Below are 18031 nucleotides of genomic sequence, written 5' to 3'. Positions count from 1 at the left end.
TGCGTGGCGGTGCCGGTTGACGGCCCACCGCAAGCGGCTCCGCCGCTGCAAAAGCCGCTACGTGATGTCGCGGCGCTGGTTGGCGGCCCATCCGCCGGCGAAGAAGACCGCGGTCCAGGCCAGGAAGACGAGCGCCGACGCCCACCACGAGACCGCGCCGGGCGCGCCCGCGACGTACTGCAGCGTCCACTGCGTCTCCTTGTCGAGACCCGGCACCTTCACCCCGGACGCGCCGAAGGCCTGCGCCCCGATCGCCCCCACGATCCCGTTCATCGTGCCGTTGGGCAGCACCGCGCCCAGCCAGTCGATCCGCCACAGCCCGTAGAACAGCAGGACCAGCACGTTCTCGATGATCAGCAGGTAGATCACCAGCGTGACCACACTGCCGACCACGCTGTTCCACATCGCCCCGACCCCGATGCCGAACAGCGTCGCCAGCACCCCGGCCAGCATGCTCGCGCCGAGCACGCCGATCCACTGGCCGCCGGTCGGCAGCCGCGAACCGTCGACCGTGATCAGGATGCCCAGGCTCGACACCGCGGCCAGCACGATCCCGTAGATCGCGCCCCAGACGATGTAGGTGATCATCTTCGCGGTCAGCACCGACACCCGGTTCGGGGCCGTGAGGAACGTCGTGGTGATCGTCTTCTTGCTGTACTCGCCTGCCAGCGCGAACACCCCGAAGATCACCGGGAAGGTCAGCCCGATGTTGATCCCGTGCGCGATCGCCAGCAGGCCCATCGGCAGGTTGCCGGTCTCGATGCCCAGCGCCCGCGCGATCGTCTGCGTCTGACTGCTCGTGAGCACGTCGCCCACCTCGTTGGCGAACGCACCCCAGCCGAGCGCGAACCCGAAGGCCAGCACCACCGCCGGGATCATCAGCCCCCACCAGCTCTTCGTGGTGAGCGTCTTGCGGAACTCCGCGACGAGCAACCGGCCCATCAGCGCTGCCCTCCCCAACCCTGGTACGGCCCCTGCTGCTGCGGATACCCGCCCGGCGGTGACTGGTACTGCGGCGGCGGACCCCACCCGCCACCCGGCGGGGGCGGCGGATAATGCTGCTGCGCCTGGTACGGCGCGCCCGAGTACTGCCCGTTGGTCAGCTGGAAGAACAGCTTCTCCAGATCCGCGCGATCCTCTTCCATGCCGTACACCGCGAGCCCGGACTTCGCGACCAGATCGCCGATCTGCTGCCGCGTCGCGCCCAGCACCACGACCCGGCCGTCCGGCGCCATCTCCAGCTGCGTGAACCCGCCTTCCCGCAAGGCATTCGCGAGCGCGTTCGGATCGCCCGACTGCACCAGCACCCGCGACTGCCGGCTCGCGCGCAACTGCTCGAGCGAGCCGTAGTACCGCGTCACCCCGTGGCTGATGATCACCACCTGGTCGATCGTCTGCTCCACTTCGGACAGCAGATGGCTCGACACGAGCACCGTCCGGCCCTCACGTGCGTAGGCACGCAAAAAGTTGCGCAGCCAAAGGATTCCTTCGGGGTCGAGACCGTTCGCCGGTTCGTCCAGCACCAGCACCTGCGGGTTGCCCAGCAAGGCCGTCGCCAGCGCCAGCCGCTGCCGCATGCCCAGCGAGAACTCGCCCGGCTTCCGGTTCGCCGCACCCGAAAGGCCCACCAGCGCCAGCACCTCGTCCGCGCGCTGATCCGGCATCCCGATCGCCGCCGCGTACACCCGCAGGTGATTACGCGCCGTCCGTTTCGGATGGAACCCCTCGTTCTCCAGCACCGCGCCCACGATCCGCGCCGGATTTCCCAGCTGCTCGTACGGCAGCCCGCTGATCGTCGTGACCCCGGCCGTCGGCGTCACCAGACCCAGGACCATCCGCAAGGTGGTCGTCTTCCCCGCGCCGTTCGGACCGAGGAATCCCGTCACCGAACCCGGTTCCACCACGAAGCTCAGGTTCTGCACAGCCGCGACCTGGCCGAACGTCTTGCTCAAACCGTGCACGACGATCCGGCCGCTGCCGTCGTTCTGCATCACTGCCCCCTTGATCCGGCGAACGGGTGAACTCGGCAGGCGACATCCTGCCTCATCCACGGTCGCCATGGGGCAGGAAGGGGTAAACAGCCACTCGGTCGGTGAATCACGACGTCCCGTACGGGCAGGTGAAGAAGTATTTCGACAAAACCAGAACCCCGTGCAGCGAACTCGGCCAGGACCACCTAAGCTAGAAGGTGGCGGCCCGCTCCCAGTGACCCCCAGGCTGGTTGAGCGGGCCGCCCCTGTTCGCGGGGCCTTTGCCGCCGCTTCCCTGAGGGGCTCAACGCAGCGTGTTTTTTGGGGGTGCGACCCCCAAACCCCGCCCGGGGGCTTGCCCCCGGACCCCCATCCGCGGGGCTTTGCCGCCGCTTCCCTGAGGGGCTCAACGCAGCGTGTTTTTTGGGGGTGCGACCCCCAAACCCCGCCCGGGGGCTTGCCCCCGGACCCCCATCCGCGGGGCCGGATCCGGGGGCGTGCTGCGGTGTGTGTGCGGGAATGCGGTGTGCGTGCGGGAGGTGTTCTTGTTGTACGGGGTTAGGGGAGGAGGTCTTGCAGGGGGGTGTGGGGGAGGGTGTGGGCGGCGGAGACCGGGGCGTTGGTCAGGGCGCCTTGGTGGGTGTTCAAGCCGTTGGCGAGAGTGGCGTCGGTTGTCAGGGCGGCGTGCCAGCCCTTGTCTGCCAGGGCGACCGCGTAGGGGAGCGTGACGTTGGTCAAGGCTTGGGTGCTTGTGGTGGGGACGGCGCCTGGCATGTTCGCTACGCAGTAGAAGACCGAGTCGTGGACCTGGTATGTCGGGTCGTCGTGAGTGGTGGGACGGGAGTCGGCGAAACAGCCGCCCTGGTCGATGGCGATGTCGACCAGGACCGAGCCCGGCTTCATCCGCGAGACGAGGTCGTTGGAGACCAGCTTGGGGGCCTTGGCACCGGGAATGAGAACGGCGCCGATCACCAGATCCGCGGCCAGCACGGCTTCTTCGATGGCCAGTGTGGTCGAGGCCACCGTCTTGATCCGGCCGTTGAACTCGTGATCGATCTGGCGTAGACGGTCCACATTGGTGTCGAGGATCTCCACATCGGATCCCAGGCCCACCGCGATCCGCGCGGCGTTGAGCCCCGCGACACCGCCGCCGATCACGACCACCTTCGCCGGGCGCACGCCGGGCACGCCGCCGGGGAGCACGCCGCGCCCGCCCGAGGGCTTCAGCAGAGCGTGGGCACCGACCTGCGGTGCCAGGCGGCCGGCGACTTCCGACATCGGGGCCAGCAGGGGAAGGGCGCCGGTGGCGGTTTGCACGGTTTCGTAGGCGATCGCGGTGGTGCCCGCTTCGAGCAGGGCTTCGGTGAGCGCGCGGTCGGCGGCCAGATGCAGGTAGGTGAACAGGACCTGGTCGCGCCGCAGTCGCGGATACTCCGCGGCGACCGGTTCCTTCACCTTCAGGATCAGGTCGCCTTCGGCCCACACGTCGTCCGCCTTCGCGAGGATCTTGGCGCCCGCTGCGGTGTAGTCGTCGTCGCTGATGGCCGAGCCGGAGCCCGCCCCGGTCTCGATGAAGACCTGGTGGCCGCGACGGGTCAGTTCGTGCACGCCGGCGGGCGTCACCGCCACCCGGTACTCGTGCTTCTTGATCTCACGCGGGACGGCGATACGCACGGGGTCCTCCTGATCGCTCGTGGGGCGTCGTAATGACTACGGTGATCCACCCGGATGGCGGTGTCATCGTCCGCCCACGACAATCCTCCCGCCGGTCGATGGTTCCCGCACGACAGCGCATTGACCTCCACCTAACTGGAGCATGCAGGGTGGCCGCATGAGAGCCGTGTGGTTGACCGAGTTCGGCGGGCCCGGAGTCCTGCGGCCCGGGGAAGCGCCCGATCCGGTGCCGGGGCCCGGCCAGGCGCTCGTCGCCGTCGCGTTCGCCAACATCACCTTCGTCGAGACGCAGTTCCGCGCCGGCGGCATGAACCCGTTCGGCGTCGAGCCGCCGGTCATCCCCGGTAACGGGGTGGGCGGCGTCGTGACCGCCGTCGGCGAGGGGGTCGACGGGGATCTCGTGGGGCGGCAGGTGGTGACCGCCACGGGCGGGACCGGCGGCTACGCCGAGAAGGTCGTCGTCCCCGCCGCCGCACCGCTGGTCGTGCCGGACGGGCTCGCGCTCGACGCCGCCGTCGCCCTGCTGGCCGATGGGCGGACCGCGAAGGCGCTCATCACGACGGCAGCCGTCGAGCCCGGGCAACGGGTTCTCGTGGAGGCTGCCGCGGGCGGGGTCGGCAGCCTCCTCGTGCAGCTTGCGAAGCGGGCCGGGGCGACGGTGATCGCCGCCGCGGGAGGGCCGCACAAGGTCGCGGCGGCCGCCGAATTGGGCGCGGATCGCGCGGTCGACTATTCGGTCCCGGGCTGGGCGGAGAAGGTGGGCCGGGTCGACGTCGTCTTCGATGGGGTGGGGGGCGAACTCGGCGCGACCGCGTTCTCGCTGCTGGCGCCCGGCGGCCGGATGGTCGTCTACGGCCTCGCGAGCGGCGCGTGGGCCCCGGTCTCCGACGAGGACGCGGCCGCCCGCGGGGTGGAGATCCGCCGCGGTGCCGGCGGTACCCCGGACGATCTGCGTGCCTTCACCGAAAGCGCGCTGGAGGACGGCGCCGCCGGGCACCTGCGGCCGGTGATCGGCCAGCGATTCCCGCTCGGGGACGCCGCCGGCGCGCACCGGGCGATCGAAACCCGCGCCACGATCGGGAAAACGCTGCTGGTGCTATAGCGGCTGCGCCCATACGGGGTCACCGGCGCGGACGGTGCCGGGCCGGGTCACGCGCATGATCAGGCCGAACTTGTTCTCGTGCTGCTCGATCAGCCACGCCTGCAGCTTCGGCCAGCGTTGCCGGCCCGCCGGATCCCAGCTGGGCACCGCGCACCGGATACACGGCCCGGAGTTCGGCCCGGTCGCCTCCAGGATCACCTCGCCCACGGTGAGCGTCGTGCCCGCGCCCCAGCCTTCCTCCGCGAACGCGGGGGCGTCGAGTTCCAGGTGCAGGTTCGGGCGGAACCGGGCCAGTTCGACGGGCGCGCCCAGTTCGTTCGCGAGCGCGGCGCGGGAGGCTTCGATGGTCACGAGCACGGTCGGCCCGCGGTCCTGCCCGCCGTCGGCGGTGCGCAGTTCCAGCGGCACACCAAGGGATTCGCCGAGCGCGGTCGGCAGCGCCGGATCGGTCCACGACCATACGGTGCCGTCGGGGGCGTGCAGGATCGGCGGTTCCTCCGGCGCACCGCGGTAGGTGCTGCGCCACGACAGCAGTTCCTGGTTCTGCCGGACCGTGAGCACGTTTCCCGCGCGCTTCGGGCGGAGGTCGATCAGCGCGTGCGCGCGGTCGCCCGCCATCCCGCGGTCGTCGAACCGGGCGGCCCCGACCTGTTCGCCCCGCAACGACTTGACCGGCCAGCGGTGCAGCTGTGTCACGGCTCCGGAAAACATCGCCCCAGCGTAGTCGCGCTCACGACCACCTGAGCGCCACGAGCTGTGTGATCAGGGCCAACCGCACATCCGGATCGTCCAGATCGAGCGGCACCAGTTCGAGCAGCCGGCGGATGCGGTAGCGGAAGGTGTTGGGGTGGATCCGCAGTGCCTTCGCCGCCGCCCGCGGATCGCCGGGAAAGCGAAGCCATTCGTAGAGCGTCTCGAGGTATTCCGTGCGGTTGGCCACGTCGTGCTCCCGGAGCGTTTCGAGCGGGCCCAGCTCCGAGATCCGCGCGCTGCCGGCCGCCGTCGCCGCGCGATGCAGCACCAGAGCGGTCCACGCGTCGTCGTAGCTGCCCACGTTGCCTTCCAGCAGCCCGGCCCGCACCAGTCCCAGCATCTCGTCGGCTTCCGCCCGCGAACGCGTCAGCTCGGCGATTTCCACCGGACTGCCGGCCGCGACCCGCGCCTTCAGCTCCGCCAGCGCCTTCCGTAGCTCCGGCCACTCGCCGTCGGGCACGATCGCGTACAGCAGCCCACCGAGCTCCGCCGCGACCGGTCGTGGCCCGATGCCCTGCGAGATCCGCTCGATCAGCGCCAGCCGCAGCCCCTCGCCGTCCGTGCGGTCGCCGCCGGGGGTGTCCACGACGACGACCCGGTGCGGCTCGTCGGAGAGCTCGAGTTCCGCGATCGCCTTACGCGGCCCCACTTTCCCGTCGAGCAGCCCGCGCAGCAGCTCCGCGGACGCCCGCCGCCGCGCGTCCGCGTGCGCGCGCCTGCGGAGCAGGTGCAGGGCCACGATCGGGGCGGTGTCGGCGAACGCCGCCGCCCGCTCCTCCGGTACCGGACCGGCGACCACCGCCCACATCGAGCCCAGCAATTCACCGCCCATCCGGATCGGCACGATGAGCCGCGGCAGCGTGCCGTCCCGTTGCGCGGGCACGAAAACCGTCTGCCGCCCGCGCGAAAGTTCGCGGAACACCCCGCGCGAGCGGAAGCGCGCGAGCACGTCGCCGGGCACGCCCCGGCCCATGATCGTGGACACCCGCGCGGGATCGGTGAGGTCCTGCCGCGCGGAGTACGCGAGCACCCGCGAGTTCGTGTCCTCGATCGTGACCGGCGCGTCGACCACCGAGGCCACCACGTCGGCCAGCCGGAACAGATCGCCCGAACTCGAGTCGCCGTCCTCGACCGGGTCGTCGGCGTCGAGGACGGTCCGCAGCAGCCAGACCAGCTGCGCCCACGCCGTCGCGGCCCGCACCTGGACGAGGGCGATTCCGGCCGCCTTCGCCGCACGCCGCACGGACGCCTTCGTCGCGAGCGGCGGCTTGAGCAGCACCGCGGCTGCCTGGCGGTCCGCACTGTGCGAAACGAGCGCGGCCGCGTCCTCGGCGCTCGCCGCCGCGACGCCGAGCACGAGATCCCCGGCCGCGACCGACGCGGTCACCCCCGGCTCGGCGATCACCACATCGGCGACGGCGGGGCAGGATTCCGGCACCCACACGGCATGCAGCAGCGTCGGGCCGACGCGCTCGACGACGCTGCTGACCGACACCATTTCCGCAGCATACGGCGTTACCCGCTACCTGCTGAGGAGATCGCCCAGCACGCTCTGAAGCCGGCCCTCCCGGCCCCCGGCGGCGGCCTTCGCGCGCCAGGCCACGATCCCATCGGGCCGCACCAGGCTCATCCCGCCGGCTTCGAGCCCGTACCGGGCGGCGAAGAGCCCCTCCGGGTCGCCGAAGTCGACACCCGCCTCGAAGCAGGTCAACGCCACGCCCGTGGACGCCGACACCTCGCGCGCCGCGCCCGTCCAGTGAGGACCGTTCGCCAGCAGCACCCAGCCCCGCCCCAGCAGGTCCACAGTGGACTTCGGTACCCCGTCCACGACGATCGGCACGTGCGGTGCACGGAACCCCGCCCGGCCGCTGGGCCGGTTCGGATCCTCGGTGGGGCTCGGGTCGTCGTCCTCGATCAGGACCGCCGTCGAGCGGTACCGGAAGCCCAGCGTGAGTTCCACCTGATCGACCGGGGCACCGGTGCCGCTGAGGTCCAGTTCGGGAGACATCCGCTGCTTCGCGTTGCGCAGCGAGGTGTTCACCACCATCTCCGCGATCGGCCGCCGCTCCGCCTCGTACGTGTCGAGCAGGCCGGGACCGGCCTCGCCGCGAATCACGGCGGCGAGCTTCCACGCCAGGTCATGCCCGTCGCCGACGGCCGTGTTGCCGCCCATCCCACCGGTCGGCGGGGTCACCTTCGCCGCGTCCCCGGCGAGGAACACCCGGCCCGAGGAGAACCGCCTGGCGACCCGGGCCGCCATCTCCCACGCGCCGGACCAGCGGATCTCGGGTTCCAGTCCGGGCAGGTCGGTCGCGATCCGGATCAGTCCGGCCAGCCGCTCGGGCGGGTAGTCGCCTGCCGTCTCGCCCCGCTCGGGGTGGTAGTCGGTCCCGAACACGTACCGGCCCGGCACGTCGGTGTTGACCACGGCGCCGGTGAAGTGGGGGTTCTGCAGGTAGTAGAGGTCGGTGACGTCGGGGACCATCCGGTCGCCGAGGTCGGCGTCGAAGACCACGCCGATGGCATGGCCGATCGCGCCGAGCCCGTCGGTGCCGATGCCGAGGCGCTCGCGGATCGCGCTGCGCCCGCCGTCGGCGGCGACCAGGTACTTCGCGCGGACCCGCGCGCCGCTGTCGAGTTCCGCGGTGACCCCGTTTTCGTCCTGTTCGAACGAGACCAGCCTGGTCGAGAACCTGACCTGGGCGCCGGACTTCTCCGCTCGCGCCAGCAGGATCGGCTCGACGACGTCCTGCCCGGCCATCCCCCAGGGCACTCCCGTCGCGGCACTGAGGTCGATTTCCGACATATCCTCCAGGATCCGGTGGAACACCTGGCCGCCGAGGCTCGACGCGATCGTGATGCGCAGCCCCTGCGACGCGCGCTTGCTCACGCCCAGCACCTCGCCGTCGACACCCGCCCAGCGATACAGCTCCATCGTTCTGGGTGTCTGGCCCGAGGCTCTCGGATGCGGTGACGTGCTCGGGTGCCGTTCGACGACGAGGGTCGGCACCCCTTCCCGGGCCAGGAACATCGCCGTCGTGAGCCCGGCCAGCCCGGCACCCACCACCAGAACGTCCGTCGCTTTATCTCTCATACAAAGTATCTTAGAAACTAAGAGACTTGCTTGGCAAGGGGTACCAGCGGGTGAGAGCTGTTGGGACACGCGGCCGGCGTCGTTAACGTTGGAGTGCATGACGAGCAACGAAGGCTGGTCCTTCGAGACCAAGCAGATTCACTCCGGTGCGGCTCCGGACAGTGCCACGGGCGCCCGCGCGACGCCGATCTACCAGACCACCTCGTATGTCTTCCGCGACAGCCAGCACGGCGCCGACCTGTTCAGCCTCGCCGAGGCCGGCAACATCTACACCCGGATCATGAACCCGACCCAGGACGTGCTCGAGCAGCGCGTCGCGGCCCTCGAAGGCGGCGTGGCCGGGCTCGCGTTCGCCTCCGGCTCGGCTGCCACCACGGCGGCGATCCTGAACCTCGCCGGGGCGGGGGACCATCTGGTGTCCAGCACGAAGCTCTACGGCGGCACCTACAACCTGTTCCACTACACCCTGCCGAAGCTCGGTATCGAGACGACGTTCATCGAGGACCAGGACGATCTGGAACAGTGGCGGGCGGCCGTCCGCCCGGACACCAAGCTGTTCTTCGGCGAGTCGCTGGCCAACCCCGGCAGCAACGTCCTCGACATCGAGGGCGTCGCGCGTGTCGCGCACGAGGCGGGCCTCCCGTTGCTGGTCGACAACACGATCCCGACCCCGTACCTGCTGCGCCCGATCGAGCACGGCGCCGACGTGGTGATCCATTCCGCCACCAAGTACCTCGGCGGCCACGGCACCACCGTCGCCGGAGTACTGGTGGACGGCGGGACGTTCGAGTTCGGCGCGTATCCGGAGCGGTTCCCGGGGTTCACCGAGCCGGATCCGAGCTACCACGGCCTGAAGTACTGGGAGGCCATCGGCCCGGGCGCGTACGCCGCGAAGGCGCGCGTGCAGCTGCTGCGTGACACCGGTGCCGCGATCTCGCCGCTCAACAGCTTCCTGATCATCCAGGGCATCGAGACCCTTTCGCTGCGCGTCGAGCGGCACGTCGCGAACGCCAAGGCGCTGGCGGAATGGCTGGAGCGGCGCGACGAAGTCGAGCGCGTCTACTACGCGAGCCTCCCGTCGAGTCCGCACTACCAGCTGGCGCGGAAGTACCTGCCGAAGGGCGCGGGCGCGGTGCTGTCCTTCGACCTGCGCGGCGGGGTCGAGGCGGGCCGCAGGTTCGTCGATGGCACCGAACTGCACAGCCAGCTGGTTAACATCGGGGATGTGCGCAGCCTGATCGTCCACCCCGCGAGCACCACCCACAGCCAGCTCAGCCCGGCGGAGCAGCTGGGCAGCGGTGTCACCCCGGGCCTGGTCCGGCTCGCCGTCGGGCTCGAAGGGCTGGAGGATCTCAAGGCCGACCTCGACGCCGGGTTCCGCGCGGCGAAGGCGGCTCTGTGACCGGATCGCCGGAGTTCCCGCCCGTCACCGGTGCGTGGCGGGCGGGAAATCCGCCGGGCCGCCGGCAGTGGTTGGCGGTGGATCGGCCGCTGCGGCTGGAGGCGGGCGAGTTGCCCGCCTGCACGATCGCGTACGAAACCTGGGGCAGGCTCAACTCCGACGCCTCCAACGCCGTGCTGGTCGAGCACGCACTGACGGGTGATTCACACGCGGCCGGTGCGGCCGGGCCGGGTCATCCCTCACCAGGCTGGTGGGACGGGCTGATCGGGCCCGGCCGCGCGCTCGACACCGGCGAACTGTTCGTGGTGGTGCCGAACGTCCTCGGCGGCTGCCAGGGCACGACCGGGCCGTCTTCGCCGGATCCGGACGGGAAGTACTGGGGCAGCAGGTTTCCCCAGGTGAGCGTGCGGGATCAGGTGCACGCCGAGGCGGTGCTGGCGGACGCGCTCGGCATCGAGCGGTGGGCGCTGGTGACCGGCGGTTCGATGGGCGGGATGCGCGCGCTCGAATGGGCGGCGACGTGGCCGGCGCGGGTGGAGTCGTTGCTCGTGCTGGCCGCGCCCGCGGCGTCCTCCGCGGAGCAGATCGCCTGGGCTTCGCCGCAGCTGCACGCGATCCGGTCCGATCCGGGCTGGCGCGGCGGGGACTACTACGACGCGGCGCCGGGCGACGGGCCGCACCGGGGCCTCGGGATCGCGCGGCGGATCGCGCACGTGACCTATCGCAGCGAACCCGAGCTGGCGGGGCGATTCGGCCGTCGCAGGCAGGCACCCGGTGACGGGCGGTTCGCCGTGGAGTCCTATTTGGACCATCATGCGGACAAGATCGTGCGCCGGTTCGACGCGAACAGCTACCTGCTGCTGACCGGATCCATGAACACCCATGACGTCGGCCGCGATCGCGGCGGGGCCGGGGAAGCGCTTTCACGGATCACGGCGAGGACGCTCGTGGCCGGCGTGGACAGTGACCGGCTGTACCCGCTGCACCAGGCACGGGAACTCGCCGCCGGGATCCCGGGCGCGGGCGAGGCGGCGGTGATCTCCTCCCCGTACGGCCACGATTCGTTCCTGATCGAGACGCCCCAGGTCGCCGCACTGGTGAAGTCGCTGCTGGGCTGAATCAGTCCGCGAGCGCGTCGTGCACCCACGCCGTGACGGGCAGGTCGCGGTCGAGGCATTCGGTGGACAGCCGGATCGTCCAGCGCAGCGCCTGCAGGACCAGGCTGTCGACCTCGTCAGGCGCCGCGCTCGCGAGCGCGATCTCCACCTGCTCCTCGGCCGCCTCGGTGTTGCCGTGCACCTCGGCGAGCAACGTCCGGACGGCCGTGCGGACCGGCGGGTCGGCCTCGTCGATCGGCACCTCTTCACCGGCCTCGTCGAACACCTGGACCTTGACCGGCGCGCTGCCGCCGTCCCCGAGCACCGACACCATCGCGCTGCACTCGCCGAACAGCAGCAACATCAGCTCGCGCATCTCCGCCGTGCGGCCCGGCTCGTCGACCGCGGACGGCATGACCTGGTCGAGCGCCTCGTCGTCCTGCCCGAGCCGCATCGCGACGAGGGCGCGCTGCGCCTTCTCCACGACACTCCGCCCGGTGCTCACCCGTCCCATCAAACACCAGAAGGATGGCTCATGCGCTAGTCGAAATACGGGTGACTCACCCGAGGGCGTGCAGGGCACCGAGCGCGAGCCGGCGCAGCAGGTCCGCGAGCTCGGTGTCATCCAGATAGCGGTTGTGCGGGGTCGAGTTGATCAGGCCGAACACGGCGTGTGCCGCCGACCGGGCCTTCCGCTCACTCACCCCGGGGACGGCATCGCGGATCGCGCGCACCCAGACCTCGACGTACCGGCGCTGCAGGGCGCGCACCTCCTTGCGGTCGGCGTCGATGAGGTTGCCGAGGTTCCGCTCTTGCACGGTGATCAGCGACGGCTGCGTGAGCGCGAAGTCCACATGGAAGTCCACCAGTTCCGCGAGCACCTTCTCCGGGTCCGCGGTCGCCTCGGCACGGGCGGTGCCGCCGCCCAGCAGGAAGTGGCTGATCGAGCGCAGCATCTCGCCGAGCATGGCGTCCTTGCTGCGAAAGTGCCGGTACAGGGCCGGGCCGGAGATGCCGACGGCCGCGCCGATGTCGTCGATGCCCACACCGTGGAACCCGTGCTGGGCGAACAGCTCGGCGGCCGCGGTGAGGATCTGTTCGCGGCGGCTTGCCTTCTCGCCGTTGACCAGCGGGGTGGGGCTCGTCATCCCGTCATGCTATCGGCTTGACGTTAGTGATCACTAACGTTCGCCATCTTGTTACCTACTTACCAACTAAATGCGGGTCCGTGTGAGCGATGACCTTGCTACACCTGAATGCGGTCTGTCACTCACAGAAGGGCCGGAGATGTCCGTTCGTGCAGCAGTGAGATCCCTGATCGTCGTCGTCGCAGCGTTGCTGGCGACGCTTGGACTGACCGCGGCCGCCGACGCGGCGGCCGTCAACTACGTCGCACTCGGCGACTCCTACTCCTCCGGGGTGGGCGCCGGGTCCTATCTCGACTCCAGCAGCTGCAAGCGCAGCGCGAACGCCTACCCCGAGTTGTACGCCAACGCCAAGGGCGCTTCGCTGAGCTTCCAGGCCTGCTCGGGTGCCAAGACGTCGGACGTGATCAACAACCAGGTCGGCGCGCTCAGTTCGTCGACCAGCCTGGTGTCGATCACGGTCGGGGGCAACGACGCCGGGTTCAGCAGCGTGATGGAGAACTGCATCCTCGGTGGTGACTCGGGATGCAAGACCGCGGTGGACAACGCCGTGAACTACGTCGACACCACGCTGCCCGGCCTGCTCGACACCACGTACCGCACGATTCGTGGCAAGGCCCCGAGCGCGAAGGTCGTCGTCCTCGGGTACCCCCACTTCTACAAGATCGGCGGCTCGTGCTCGGTCGGGCTGTCCGACACCTCCCGCGGCTACATCAACGGCGGGGCGGACGCGCTCGACACGGTCATCGCGAAGGAGGCCGCGAACGCCGGCTTCACCTTCGCCGACGTCCGGTCCGCCTTCACCGGGCACGAGATCTGCTCCAGCTCACCCTGGCTCCACAGCGTGACCTGGCCCGTCGACGAGTCCTACCACCCGACGGCCACCGGCCAGGCGAGCGGCTACTACCCCACCTTCACCGGCGCGCTCTGACCCCTGGACAGCTCAGTTAGTCGTCGTTAACATCGAACGTGGTGTTAACGACGACTAACTTGGGCTGGTATGGACACACCGACGCTGACCACGTCCGCGGACCCGCGGAGCGAGAGCTACGCGCGCAACGTCACCGCGCACGCCGAACTCGTCGAGGACCTGCGCAAGCGGCTCGAGACCGCGCGGCTCGGCGGCCCGGAGCGGTCCCGCACCCGGCACGTCGAGCGCGGCAAGCTGCTACCCCGTAACCGGGTGGACGCCCTGCTCGACACGGGCTCGCCGTTCCTGGAGCTGTCCGGTCTCGCCGCGAACGGCCTCTACGGCGACGAGGCGCCCGCGGCCGGCATCATCACCGGCATCGGGCGGGTGTCCGGCCGCGAATGCGTGATCGTCGCGAACGACGCCACGGTCAAGGGCGGCACGTACTACCCGATGACCGTCAAGAAGCACCTGCGCGCGCAGGAAGTCGCGCTGCACAACAACCTTCCGTGCGTCTACCTCGTCGACTCCGGCGGCGCGTTCCTGCCCCGCCAGGACGAGGTGTTCCCCGACCGCGAGCATTTCGGCCGCATCTTCTACAACCAGGCCACCATGTCCGCTCGCGGTATCCCGCAGATCGCCGCGGTGCTCGGCTCCTGCACCGCGGGCGGCGCGTACGTGCCGGCGATGAGCGACGAAGCCGTGATCGTGCGGAACCAGGGCACGATCTTCCTCGGCGGCCCGCCGCTGGTGAAGGCCGCGACCGGCGAGGTCGTCACGGCTGAGGAACTGGGCGGCGGCGATGTGCACGCCCGCCAGTCCGGCGTCACCGACCACCTGGCCCACGACGACGCGCATGCGCTGCAGATCGTGCGCTCGATCGTGTCGACGCTCGGCCCGCGCGCCCCTCGTCCGTGGGAAGTGCTGCCGGCCGAGGCACCGGCAGTCGATCCCGGGCAGCTTTACGGTGTCGTGCCGACGGATTCCCGCACGCCCTATGACGTGCGCGAGGTGATCGCCCGGATCGTCGACGGCAGCAGGTTCGCGGAGTTCAAGAAGGAGTACGGCGCGACGCTGGTGACCGGCTTCGCGCATCTCCACGGGCATCCGGTCGGCATCATCGCGAACAACGGGGTGCTGTTCTCCGAGTCCGCGATGAAGGGCGCGCATTTCATCGAACTGTGCGACAAGCGCTCGATTCCCCTGGTGTTCCTGCAGAACATCAGCGGATTCATGGTGGGAAAGGCGTACGAAGCCGGCGGGATCGCCAAGCACGGCGCGAAGATGGTCACCGCGGTCGCGTGCGCGCGGGTGCCGAAGTTCACGGTCATCATCGGCGGTTCCTTCGGGGCGGGCAACTATTCGATGTGCGGCCGCGCGTACTCGCCACGGTTCCTGTGGATGTGGCCCAACGCCCGGATTTCGGTGATGGGCGGCGAGCAGGCGGCGTCGGTGCTCTCGACGGTCCGTAGCGACGCCGAGGGCGAATTCAAGGACCGGATTCGCGCGCAGTACGAGGAACAGGGCAATCCGTACTACTCGACGGCGCGGCTGTGGGACGACGGCGTGATCGATCCGGCCGACACCCGCACGGTGCTCGGGCTCGCGCTGTCCGCGGCGGCGAACGCGCCGCTGGAACCGGTCGGCTACGGCGTTTTCAGGATGTGATGCGGATGTTCGACAGCATTCTCGTGGCGAACCGGGGCGAGATCGCCGTCCGGGTGATCCGGACGCTGCGCGAAATGGGCATCCGGTCCGTCGCGGTGTACAGCGACGCGGACGCGGCGGCGCGGCAGGTGCGCGACGGCGACACCGCGGCCCGGATCTCCAGCTATCTGTCCATTGAGGACATCGTGGCGACCGCGCTGGAAACCGGTGCACAGGCGGTGCATCCCGGGTACGGGTTCCTCGCGGAGAACGCGGCCTTCGCCCGTGCGTGCGCGCGGGCGGGTCTGGTGCTCATCGGGCCGCCCGCCGAGGCGATCGAAGCGATGGGCGACAAGATCCACGCGAAGGCCACCGTCTCGGCCGCGGGCGTACCGGTGGTACCTGGTCTGTCTGATGTGGACGATTTCACCACTGCTGCCGCCGAGGTCGGTTACCCGTTGCTGCTCAAACCGTCCGCGGGCGGTGGCGGTAAGGGCATGCGGCTGGTGACCGGCCCGGCGGAGCTTTCCGCGGCGGTCGAGTCGGCGCAGCGGGAGGCGCGTTCCGCGTTCGGCGACGACCGGCTCCTGCTGGAACGGTTCGTCACCACCCCGCGGCATATCGAGATCCAGGTGCTCGCCGACACGCACGGCACCGTGCTTCACCTCGGTGAGCGCGAATGCAGCCTGCAACGGCGGCACCAGAAGATCGTCGAGGAGGCGCCGTCGGTGCTGCTCGACGAAGCGACGCGCGAGCGGATGGGCGCCGCCGCGGCCGAGGCCGCGCGCTCGGTCGGCTACACCGGAGCGGGCACGGTCGAGTTCATCGTGTCGGCCAAGGCGCCGGACGAGTTCTTCTTCATGGAGATGAACACTCGCCTGCAGGTCGAGCATCCGGTGACCGAACTGGTGACCGGGCTCGACCTCGTCGAATGGCAGGTCCGGATCGCCGCCGGTGAACGGCTTTCCCTCGCGCAGGAGGACATCCGGCTCAACGGGCACGCGATCGAGGCGCGGGTGTACGCGGAGGATCCGGCTCGCGGCTTCATCCCGACCGGCGGAACGGTTCTGGCGCTTGGCGAGCCTGCCGGGGTCCGGGTCGATTCCTGGCTGGAACCCGGTGCGGTCGTCGGTTCCGGCTACGACCCGATGCTGGCCAAGGTGATCGCGTGGGGTCCGGACCGGGCGGCGGCGCTGCACCGGCTCGACCGGGCGCTGGCGGACACCGCCGTACTCGGGCTGACCACGAACGTCTCGTTCCTGCGGAGGCTGCTCGCGGATCCGGACGTCCAAAGCGGACAGCTGGACACGGAACTGGTCGGGCGGCGGCTGGATTCGCTGGTGTCGGCTTCCGTTCCCGAGGAGTTCTTCGTCGCCGCGGCGGTGGACCGGGTGATCGGCCTGTGGCCCTCGGCCGGGGTCGTGGATCCGTGGGACGTGCCGAGCGGCTGGCGGCTGGGCGGCCGCGGGGGCGTGACTCTCCGGCTCAGGGCAAGGGAAACCGAGGCACTGATCCGGGTCGAGGGGTCGCCCGAAGCCGCTTCGGTCGCCGTGAACGACGGTGCCGCGGTCCGGGTTTCCGCGCGCCGCCAGGGAGATCGGCTCGAGGTGCACTACGGCGATCAGTTCCGCCGGTACCTGCGGGCGGGGGACTGGCTGGCGCGCGACGGCGTCGCGGTCGCCGTCGTCGAACGCCCGAATCTCCTTGCCACGCACGGGGAAACGGCCGAGGGCGGGCCGGTGGTGAGCCCGATGCCGGGCACCGTGCTGGTGGTGAAGGTCTCGCCGGACGAGCGCGTCGCGGCTGGCACGCCGCTCGTCGTGGTCGAAGCGATGAAGATGGAACACACCGTAGTCGCGCCCGTCGACGGTGTGGTGAGCGAACTGCGTGTCCAGGCCGGCCAACAGGTCGCGCTGGACGAAACACTGGCCGTGGTGACCCCGGAGGCGGAAAGATGATCGACTTCAGGCTCGGTGAAGAGTACGAGGCGCTGAGAAAGACGGTGCACGACTTCGCGCAGAACGAGGTGGCGCCCGTGATCGGCGGGTTCTACGAGCGCGAGGAGTTCCCGTACGACCTGGTGGCGCAGATGGGGCGGATGGGCCTGTTCGGCCTGCCGTTCCCGGAGGAGTTCGGCGGGATGGGCGGGGACTACTTCGCCCTGTGCCTGGCGCTCGAAGAACTCGGGCGGGTCGACTCGTCGGTCGCGGTGACGCTGGAAGCCGGGGTTTCCCTCGGCGCGATGCCGATCTTCCGCTACGGCAGCCAGGAGCAGAAGGAACGCTGGCTGCCCGCGTTGTGCGCGGGGGAGGCGCTCGGCGGGTTCGGCCTGACCGAGCCGGGCGGCGGCTCCGACGCCGGCGCGACCCGTACGACCGCGAAACTCGACGGCGACCAGTGGGTCATCAACGGCAGCAAGTCGTTCATCACCAACTCCGGCACGGACATCACCCGGCTGGTCACGGTGACCGCGGTGACCGGAACGAAATCCGATGGCGGCAAGGAGATCTCGACGATCATCGTGCCGTCGGGGACGCCTGGTTTCACCGTCGAACCGAAGTACTCGAAGGTGGGCTGGAACGCTTCGGACACGCACGGTCTGTCCTTTTCGGACTGCCGGGTGCCCGCGGAGAACCTGCTCGGGACGCGTGGCCGCGGATACGCCCAGTTCCTGTCCATCCTGGACGAGGGCCGGGTGGCGATCGCCGCGCTGAGCGTCGGCCTGGCCCAGGGCTGCGTGGACGAATGCCTGCGGTACGCGCACGAGCGGGAGGCGTTCGGCAACCAGATCGGCGGTTACCAGGCGATCCAGTTCAAGATCGCGGACATGGAGATCCGGGCGCACACCGCGCGGCTGGCGTACTACGAGGCGGCGGCGAAGATGCTGCGGGGCGAGCCGTTCAAGCGGGAGGCGTCGATCGCGAAACTCGTGTCCTCCAACGCCGCGATGGACAACGCCCGCGACGCGACGCAGATCTTCGGTGGTTACGGCTTCATGAACGAGTTCCCCGTCGGCCGCTTCTACCGCGACGCGAAGATCCTGGAGATCGGCGAGGGAACGAGCGAGATCCAGCGGATGCTCATCGCCCGCGAACTGGGCCTGCGCTGAGTCTGGCGGCGACGGCGCTGGCGCCGCCCGACTGCAACGTCGCTGGGCCGACCCCCAAAGCGCGGTCCAGCCCTGCGCGAATGATCGCAGCCCTCCACTGACAGCTCACTGACACCAGCAACGGCGCC

At 70.1% G+C, this 18031-nt stretch carries 15 protein-coding genes; 7 read left to right on the top strand and 8 right to left on the bottom strand.

Features of this window, described 5'->3' with window-relative positions; genetic code table 11:
* Positions 1 to 57: 57 nt before the first annotated feature.
* From FG385_RS24180 to ald, 3 genes are all read right to left on the bottom strand, one after another.
* Positions 58 to 942: an ABC-2 transporter permease gene (locus FG385_RS24180; RefSeq protein WP_139099070.1), complete on the bottom strand. Its 885-nt coding sequence runs from the start codon at positions 940 to 942 to the stop codon at positions 58 to 60.
* Positions 942 to 1991, bottom strand: a complete 1050-nt coding sequence (locus tag FG385_RS24175) for an ABC transporter ATP-binding protein (protein WP_139099069.1) — start codon at positions 1989 to 1991, stop codon at positions 942 to 944. The genes FG385_RS24180 and FG385_RS24175 overlap by 1 nt, the downstream gene beginning before the upstream one ends.
* A gap of 537 nt (positions 1992 to 2528) precedes the next feature.
* A complete protein-coding gene (ald, locus tag FG385_RS24170) occupies positions 2529 to 3644 on the bottom strand; it encodes an alanine dehydrogenase (RefSeq protein WP_139099068.1) in 1116 nt (371 codons plus the stop codon).
* 157 nt (positions 3645 to 3801) lie between these two features.
* Here ald and FG385_RS24165 point away from each other — a divergent pair, with 157 nt between their 5' ends.
* On the top strand, positions 3802 to 4746 hold the full coding sequence (locus tag FG385_RS24165) for a zinc-binding dehydrogenase (protein WP_139099067.1): 945 nt from the start codon (positions 3802 to 3804) through the stop codon (positions 4744 to 4746).
* Here FG385_RS24165 and FG385_RS24160 read toward each other — a convergent pair.
* The 3 genes from FG385_RS24160 to rdmE are packed head-to-tail and all read right to left on the bottom strand — an operon-like array spanning position 4741 to position 8593.
* A complete protein-coding gene (locus FG385_RS24160) occupies positions 4741 to 5457 on the bottom strand; it encodes an MOSC domain-containing protein (protein ID WP_139099066.1) in 717 nt (238 codons plus the stop codon). The two genes, FG385_RS24165 and FG385_RS24160, sit on opposite strands and share 6 nt — an antisense overlap.
* A gap of 19 nt (positions 5458 to 5476) precedes the next feature.
* Complete coding sequence (locus FG385_RS24155; protein WP_139099065.1) at positions 5477 to 6997, bottom strand: PucR family transcriptional regulator; 1521 nt, start codon at positions 6995 to 6997, stop codon at positions 5477 to 5479.
* A gap of 24 nt (positions 6998 to 7021) precedes the next feature.
* Positions 7022 to 8593: an aklavinone 12-hydroxylase RdmE gene (gene rdmE / locus FG385_RS24150; protein ID WP_139099064.1), complete on the bottom strand. Its 1572-nt coding sequence runs from the start codon at positions 8591 to 8593 to the stop codon at positions 7022 to 7024.
* Between the two features lie 97 nt (positions 8594 to 8690).
* Here rdmE and FG385_RS24145 point away from each other — a divergent pair, with 97 nt between their 5' ends.
* Together FG385_RS24145 and metX are read left to right on the top strand one after the other, a co-directional pair.
* Positions 8691 to 9995 (top strand): bifunctional o-acetylhomoserine/o-acetylserine sulfhydrylase, encoded by a 1305-nt coding sequence (locus FG385_RS24145; protein WP_139099063.1) that lies wholly within the window; start codon positions 8691 to 8693, stop codon positions 9993 to 9995.
* On the top strand, positions 9992 to 11113 hold the full coding sequence (gene metX / locus FG385_RS24140) for a homoserine O-acetyltransferase MetX (RefSeq protein ID WP_139099062.1): 1122 nt from the start codon (positions 9992 to 9994) through the stop codon (positions 11111 to 11113). The genes FG385_RS24145 and metX overlap by 4 nt, the downstream gene beginning before the upstream one ends.
* Before the next feature lies 1 nt (position 11114).
* Here metX and FG385_RS24135 read toward each other — a convergent pair whose 3' ends face one another.
* Entirely contained in the window at positions 11115 to 11546 is a 432-nt protein-coding gene (locus FG385_RS24135) for a hypothetical protein (RefSeq protein ID WP_235022767.1), read from the bottom strand.
* A gap of 106 nt (positions 11547 to 11652) precedes the next feature.
* The gene (locus FG385_RS24130) at positions 11653 to 12240 is read right to left on the bottom strand and encodes an SACE_7040 family transcriptional regulator (protein ID WP_139099060.1); all 588 of its coding nucleotides are present in this window, start codon (positions 12238 to 12240) and stop codon (positions 11653 to 11655) included.
* A gap of 139 nt (positions 12241 to 12379) precedes the next feature.
* Between FG385_RS24130 and FG385_RS24125 the strand changes: the two genes are divergently transcribed.
* From FG385_RS24125 to FG385_RS24110, 4 genes are all read left to right on the top strand, one after another.
* Positions 12380 to 13168 carry an SGNH/GDSL hydrolase family protein gene (locus FG385_RS24125; protein ID WP_139099059.1) on the top strand — a complete coding sequence of 263 codons (789 nt, stop codon included), beginning with the start codon at positions 12380 to 12382 and terminating at the stop codon, positions 13166 to 13168.
* A gap of 69 nt (positions 13169 to 13237) precedes the next feature.
* Positions 13238 to 14815 (top strand): carboxyl transferase domain-containing protein, encoded by a 1578-nt coding sequence (locus FG385_RS24120; protein WP_139099058.1) that lies wholly within the window; start codon positions 13238 to 13240, stop codon positions 14813 to 14815.
* A 5-nt stretch (positions 14816 to 14820) separates the two neighbouring features.
* Complete coding sequence (locus FG385_RS24115; RefSeq protein WP_139099057.1) at positions 14821 to 16752, top strand: ATP-binding protein; 1932 nt, start codon at positions 14821 to 14823, stop codon at positions 16750 to 16752.
* Entirely contained in the window at positions 16749 to 17903 is a 1155-nt protein-coding gene (locus FG385_RS24110; RefSeq protein ID WP_139099056.1) for an acyl-CoA dehydrogenase family protein, read from the top strand. The genes FG385_RS24115 and FG385_RS24110 overlap by 4 nt, the downstream gene beginning before the upstream one ends.
* The last annotated feature ends 128 nt before the right edge of the window (positions 17904 to 18031 follow it).

The sequence above is a fragment of the Amycolatopsis alkalitolerans genome (assembly GCF_006152065.1).
In the GTDB taxonomy this organism is placed as follows: domain Bacteria; phylum Actinomycetota; class Actinomycetes; order Mycobacteriales; family Pseudonocardiaceae; genus Amycolatopsis_E; species Amycolatopsis_E alkalitolerans.
Note: the sequence above shows the minus strand (reverse complement) of the source record. Positions and strands in the feature narration are given on the sequence as shown.

Bases quoted from the DNA above. Each gene is read 5' to 3' on its own strand.
- FG385_RS24180 (WP_139099070.1), bottom strand. From the start codon at position 942: ATGGGCCGGTTGCTCGTCGCGGAGTTCCGCAAGACGCTCACCACGAAG.
- FG385_RS24175 (WP_139099069.1), bottom strand. From the start codon at position 1,991: ATGCAGAACGACGGCAGCGGCCGGATCGTCGTGCACGGTTTGAGCAAG.
- FG385_RS24165 (WP_139099067.1), top strand. From the start codon at position 3,802: ATGAGAGCCGTGTGGTTGACCGAGTTCGGCGGGCCCGGAGTCCTGCGG.
- FG385_RS24160 (WP_139099066.1), bottom strand. From the start codon at position 5,457: ATGTTTTCCGGAGCCGTGACACAGCTGCACCGCTGGCCGGTCAAGTCG.
- FG385_RS24155 (WP_139099065.1), bottom strand. From the start codon at position 6,997: ATGGTGTCGGTCAGCAGCGTCGTCGAGCGCGTCGGCCCGACGCTGCTG.
- rdmE (WP_139099064.1), bottom strand. From the start codon at position 8,593: ATGAGAGATAAAGCGACGGACGTTCTGGTGGTGGGTGCCGGGCTGGCC.
- FG385_RS24145 (WP_139099063.1), top strand. From the start codon at position 8,691: ATGACGAGCAACGAAGGCTGGTCCTTCGAGACCAAGCAGATTCACTCC.
- FG385_RS24135 (WP_235022767.1), bottom strand. From the start codon at position 11,546: ATGCGGCTCGGGCAGGACGACGAGGCGCTCGACCAGGTCATGCCGTCC.
- FG385_RS24130 (WP_139099060.1), bottom strand. From the start codon at position 12,240: ATGACGAGCCCCACCCCGCTGGTCAACGGCGAGAAGGCAAGCCGCCGC.
- FG385_RS24125 (WP_139099059.1), top strand. From the start codon at position 12,380: ATGTCCGTTCGTGCAGCAGTGAGATCCCTGATCGTCGTCGTCGCAGCG.
- FG385_RS24120 (WP_139099058.1), top strand. From the start codon at position 13,238: ATGGACACACCGACGCTGACCACGTCCGCGGACCCGCGGAGCGAGAGC.
- FG385_RS24115 (WP_139099057.1), top strand. From the start codon at position 14,821: ATGTTCGACAGCATTCTCGTGGCGAACCGGGGCGAGATCGCCGTCCGG.
- FG385_RS24110 (WP_139099056.1), top strand. From the start codon at position 16,749: ATGATCGACTTCAGGCTCGGTGAAGAGTACGAGGCGCTGAGAAAGACG.